Consider the following 5,456-nt stretch of genomic DNA (forward strand, 5'->3'; position numbering starts at 1 on the left):
TCACGTGACCCGGCGCGTCCAGGTGGGTGCCGGTGTGTTCGGTCAGGCTCCAACGCTGCACGTAGAAGCCGAACTCCCCCTCCGATGCGGGACCGGACAGGATCTGGCGGGTCGGCTTCTCATCCCATGCGGGCATGTCGGGGGAGATGGTGTGGCTGAGGTCGACCACCCGGCCGAACCCGCCAGGCCGAATCGCTCCACCGATGGGTGGAGCCGCCGTGTCCTGTGGCGTGATGCCCTCGGTCCGTGAACGTACGGTCTCTCCGGTTCCATTCAGACACATGGAATCCCCTGTCTCGTCGTGTGCCCGGCATTATCCCCCCGCATCCACTTCGGATGCCCTCATTGGCGATTCCGCTTCCGTGGAGCGAGTGGGAACGATTGAATGGTCGCGCCCCAGGCCTGAGGAAGGGACACCAGCCATGCCCGATGCCGGTACCGAGTGGTGGAAGTCCAGCGTCGTCTACCAGATCTATCCGAGCAGCTTCAACGACAGTGATGGTGATGGGATCGGTGACCTGCCCGGGATCATCGACAAACTCGACTATCTGCACCTGCTGGGTGTGGACGTGGTGTGGCTGTCGCCGGTCTACCCCTCGCCCTGGGACGACAACGGTTACGACATCAGCGACTACACCGACATCGACCCTCGCTTCGGTACCCTTCAGGACTGGGACCGCCTGCGCGATGGGTTGCACGAACGCGGTATGCGCCTGGTGATGGACCTGGTGGTCAACCACACCAGCGACCGACACCCCTGGTTCACCGCCTCGCGCGCCGGGGACCCGGACAAGGAGGACTTCTACTTCTGGCGCCCCGGCCGGGGCGACGGTCCGCCCAACAACTGGGGCGCGGTCTTCTCCGGCCCGGCCTGGACTCGCGACGACGAACGCGACGAGTACTACCTGCACCTGTTCAGCCCCTCCCAGCCCGACCTGAACTGGGAGAACCCGAACGTGCGGGCGGCCGTCCACGAGGTGGCCCGGTGGTGGCTGGACCGAGGCGCCGATGGGTTTCGGATGGACGTCATCAACTTCATCTCCAAGAACCCGAAGCTGCCGGACGGTCCGATGATCGGTGATCACGGGCTCTTCGCCGAGCACGCCATCAACGGCCCGCGTCTGCACGAGTTCCTGCACGAGATGTACCAGGCGGTCTTCGCCGGGCGCGACGTCCTCACCGTGGGAGAGATGCCAGGTGTGAGCGTGGAACAGGCACGCGTGCACACCACCCCGGCCAACCGGGAACTGAGCATGGTGTTCCAGTTCGAGCACGTGGACCTGGACCATGGGCCGGGAGGCAAGTTCGACCCGCGCCCGCTGGACCTGGTGGCGCTCAAGGCCTCCTTGGGCCGATGGCAGACCGGACTGGGCGACCGGGGATGGAACAGCCTGTACTTCAACAACCACGACCAACCCCGGTCGGTGTCCAGGTACGGCGACGACGGGCGGTACCGGGTGGAGTCCGCCAAGGCCTTGGCCACCACCTTGCACATGATGCACGGGACCCCGTACGTGTACCAGGGGGAGGAGCTCGGCATGACCAACGCCCACATGGACGACATCGCCGACTACCGGGACCTGGAGACGCTCAACCACCACCGCCTCATGGTGGCGACCGGCCGGATCGACGCGAGGACGGCCATGGCGGGGATCGCGCGGATGAGCCGGGACAACGCACGGACCCCCATGCAGTGGGACGCCTCCCCGCAGGCCGGTTTCACCACCGGCACCCCGTGGATCGGTGTCAACGACAACCACACCGAGATCAACGCGGAGGCGGCCGTCGCCGACCCGGACTCGATCTTCCACCACTACCGGCGCCTGATCGAGTTGCGCAAGGAGCACCCGGTGATCGTACACGGGCGCTACGCCCCGCTGCTGGAGGAGGATCCCCGAGTATTCGCCTACACGCGGACCTTCGACGGCCGGACCCTGTTGGTGCTGGCCAACTGGAGTGGGGAGGAGGCTCCGCTGGAACTTTCCGAGGACCTCGTGGGCCCGGACCCGCGGATGCTCATCGGTAACCATCCCGAACCCGACCGTGTGCTCGCCCCGTTGCGTCCCTGGGAAGCGCGTGTGCACCTCTTCGGACCGGAGTGAGCCACGGGCCGGTCCTTCCGGGTTCGGTCGGATCGTGACCCGAGGACCTGTTTCCCCCTCCCATCCCTCAGTACGGTGTTGACAGTCGAACGAGCGGATGGGGTGCCTCATGAGGATTGTCATCGTCGGTGCCGGTGTGGGTGGGCTCGCCTTGGCCCGGGGCCTGCTCGACTCGGGCCACGAGGTCCAGGTACATGAACGCGAGACCGACTCGGGCACCGAGGAGACGGGTCTGGGGCTGTCCCCCAATGGGGTCGCCGCACTGTCCGCCCTGGGCGTGGACGTGTCCGGGATCGGTCGTCGCCTGGACGGGGTGGAGAACCGTGACCCCTCCGGCCGGGTGCGGTACACCCTGGACGTGGGCGCGGTTCGTGAGCACTTCGGTTTCCAAGCGCGTGCGGTGCCGCGCCGGGCCCTGCTGAAGCTGATCGCCCAGGGACTGCCCGAGGGCACGGTCCGCTTCGGGAGGGTCTGTACACGGGTGCGGGTGAACCGGGACGGCTCGGTCAGCGCCCTGTTCGGGGATGGCACCGACGCCACCGGTGACGTGGTGGTGGGCGCGGACGGGGTGCGTTCGGCGGCCCGTCGGGACCTGTGGGACGGCGATCCGACCCGTCCGACCGGATGGGCGAGCTGGCAGGCGCTGACCGAGGTGCCGATGGCGGCGGCCTCCGGCACGACCGCCGCGGTGGTCCAAGGACGCCAGGGCGTGTGCGGGATCATGCCGGCCGGAGACGGTCTGGTGCGGTGGTGGTTCGACGTGCGTTGGCGTTCGGACATCCAGCGTCCCCGGTCCCCGATGGGCGTGCTGCGCAAGCTGTTCGGGGGGTGGGACGACCCGTGGGTCCGTACGATCCTGGATCACGACGCCGAACCCGAACTGTTCGAGCACGTCCGACACCGGGTGCCCAAGGTCTGGGGTGAGGGCGGGGCGACCCTGCTGGGGGACGCCGCGCACACCTTTCCACCCTCCACCGCCCAGGGGGTCGATCAAGCGCTGGAGGACGCTTGGGCGCTGACCCGGGTGTTGGGCGAGGAACCTGTCGAGGACGACCCGGCGCGCGCGCTCCGCCGCTACGAAAGGTCCCGTCGGGGGCCGGTGACCCTGGTCTCGGTCTCCTCGGGCATGGAGTCCCTCAAGCGGTTCGGTCCGCCACGGTTCCTGGGACCGGAACGGCTGAGCACCATGGCCACCCGTCAGTACATCGGTTACCTGTCCGGGGTGAGCGACGTGCTCACCGACCGCCGTCCCTGACCCCCACTCGACGTCGTACCTTCACCGGCTCACGGGGCGCCCGCGTCGATCGGGTGCCCCGTTTGCGTCGCACGGATCGCGCGCGGGTGCCTCCCAGGGGGATTTTCGAAGGGACCCGAACTTTTTCTGGTCCATTAAGTGAGGTTAGACTAACCTTGCTTCGGGCTGAGTTCGGCCTGTTATGTCCGGTTTTCGTGCTGTCCAAATTCGGGCTCCCCCGCATGAGAACAACCCGCGAACACGCCGCGGACGTCCCCATGAGATAGAGAGCAGCGAGTATGAACCCCACTCTGCGCAGCGTCGGTGGCATCGGACTCACCATGGCCTTGGCCCTGGGCCTGGCCGGCTGTGGAGCCGGCGACGGCGATGGCGACGCCGGGGAAACGCCCTCCGCCGACGGTGCCTTCCCGGTCGAGATCGAGAGCGCCTTGGGCACCGCCCAGATCCCCGAGCAGCCCGAGCGAGTCCTCACCCTCGGCCAGGGCTCCGCGGAGACCTCCATCGCCCTGGGCGTCGTTCCGGTCGGTATCGAGAGCTACGAGTGGGGCAGCGACGACACCGGTTACCTGCCCTGGATCCACGAGGCCGTCACCGAGTCCGGTGAGCAGTTGCCCGAACAGTTCGCCGGCGCCACCGACATCGACTTCGAGGCCATCATCGAGTTGGCCCCCGACGTCATCCTCGCACCCTGGTCCGGGGTGACCCAGGAGCAGTACGACATCCTCAGTGACATCGCCCCCACCGTCGCCTACCCCGACCTGCCCTGGAGTACCGACTGGGACCAACAGATCGAGATCATCGGTGAGGCGCTCGGTCGGCCCGAGGAGGCCGCCGAACTCATCACCGAGATCGAGGGCCGCTTCGAACGGACCGCCGAGGAGCATCCCGAGTTCGCCGATCTGACCTTCTCCTACATCTACACCGACGGTCCCGGCACCCTGGGCGTCTTCCTGCCCGACGAGCAGCGTGTGGCCATGGTCCGCGGCTTGGGCCTGCGGGTCGATCCGGTCGTGGAGACCTTCCCCGAGACCGAGGGCACCGACTCCGCCCTCATCGGCTTGGAGAACGCCGATCAGCTCGCCGACAGCGACCTGATCTTCACCTTCTACAGTGACCCCGAAACGCGCGCCGAGATCGAGGCCCAAGAGCTGTACGCGGCCATCCCCGCCATCGAGCAGGGCGCTGTGGTCACCAGTGACGACAACTCCTTCGTCACCGCGTCCTCACTGATCAACCCGCTCACCGTGCCCTGGGTCATCGACCGCTACGTGCCCCTCATCGAAGAGGCCGCGGCCGAACTCGACGGCTGACCCCCTTCCAGGTGATCGTGAAGACACGTACGGCACCACCCAAGGCCGGACCCGCCCGCGCCACGCTCATGCTGGGCGCCGGCGCGGCGGTCCTGGTCGGGGCGGTCCTCCTCAGTCTCGTCGCGGGCAGTAGACCCACATCTCCTCTGGAGGTGTTGCGGGTGTTCACCGGAGGGGCCGACCCCTACACCGTCACCGTTGTGGAGAGCCGGATCCCACGCACCCTCGTCGGCGTGGTGGCCGGGGCCGCCCTGGCCTTGGCCGGAACCCTCATGCAGGGCATCACCCGCAACCCGCTGGCCGACCCCGGTCTGCTCGGCGTGAACGCCGGAGCGGCCGCCGCGGTGGTCACCGCCACCGCCCTGCTCGGTCCCACCTCGACGGTGGGCACCGTCTGGTGGTCGTTGCCCGGTGCCTTGGCGGCCGGCCTGGTCGCCTACGCCGTGGGCACCCGAGGCGGCGACGGTGGCATGGTCCGCCTACTCCTGGCCGGAGCGGTGGTCTCGGCCGTGCTCACCGCCTACGTGCAGGCGGTGGCGCTGAGCATGCCCGACGTCTTCGACAGTTACCGATACTGGGTGGTGGGCTCCCTCGCCGGGCGCGGCATGGACGTGGTCTGGGCGGTACTGCCGGTCGTCCTCGTCGGCCTGTTCCTGGCCCTGGTGGTCATGGGCGGCCTCAACGCCCTGGCCCTGGGAGACGAGGCGGCCGTGGCCACCGGTGCCAACGTCACCCTCACCCGTGCCGGTGGTCTGGTCGCCGGAGTCCTGCTGGCGGCCGGGGCCACCG

Annotated in this window: 5 protein-coding genes; 4 read left to right on the top strand and 1 reads right to left on the bottom strand. The window is 68.3% G+C overall.

Going from position 1 to position 5,456, the window contains the following annotated elements:
- The coding region (locus D472_RS29305) for a cyclase family protein (RefSeq protein WP_017605241.1) at positions 1 to 283 on the bottom strand (283 nt) is incomplete at its 3' end.
- Positions 284 to 422: 139 nt separating this feature from the next.
- Between D472_RS29305 and D472_RS0114680 the strand changes: the two genes are divergently transcribed.
- The 4 genes from D472_RS0114680 to D472_RS0114695 all read left to right on the top strand — a co-directional run.
- A complete protein-coding gene (locus D472_RS0114680) occupies positions 423 to 2,102 on the top strand; it encodes a glycoside hydrolase family 13 protein (protein WP_017605242.1) in 1,680 nt (559 codons plus the stop codon).
- A gap of 109 nt (positions 2,103 to 2,211) precedes the next feature.
- Positions 2,212 to 3,357: an FAD-dependent oxidoreductase gene (locus D472_RS0114685; RefSeq protein ID WP_026117701.1), complete on the top strand. Its 1,146-nt coding sequence runs from the start codon at positions 2,212 to 2,214 to the stop codon at positions 3,355 to 3,357.
- 278 nt (positions 3,358 to 3,635) lie between these two features.
- Entirely contained in the window at positions 3,636 to 4,667 is a 1,032-nt protein-coding gene (locus D472_RS0114690) for an iron-siderophore ABC transporter substrate-binding protein (protein WP_017605244.1), read from the top strand.
- A gap of 68 nt (positions 4,668 to 4,735) precedes the next feature.
- Positions 4,736 to 5,456: FecCD family ABC transporter permease (locus tag D472_RS0114695; protein WP_026117702.1), on the top strand; the 721-nt coding region annotated here is incomplete at its 3' end.

Origin of the sequence: Nocardiopsis alkaliphila YIM 80379 (assembly GCF_000341005.1) — a bacterium.
Classification (GTDB): Bacteria; Actinomycetota; Actinomycetes; order Streptosporangiales; family Streptosporangiaceae; genus Nocardiopsis; species Nocardiopsis alkaliphila.

Coding starts and splice junctions, on each gene's coding strand:
- D472_RS0114680 (WP_017605242.1), top strand. CDS start 423: ATGCCCGATGCCGGTACCGAGTGGTGGAAGTCCAGCGTCGTCTACCAG.
- D472_RS0114685 (WP_026117701.1), top strand. CDS start 2,212: ATGAGGATTGTCATCGTCGGTGCCGGTGTGGGTGGGCTCGCCTTGGCC.
- D472_RS0114690 (WP_017605244.1), top strand. CDS start 3,636: ATGAACCCCACTCTGCGCAGCGTCGGTGGCATCGGACTCACCATGGCC.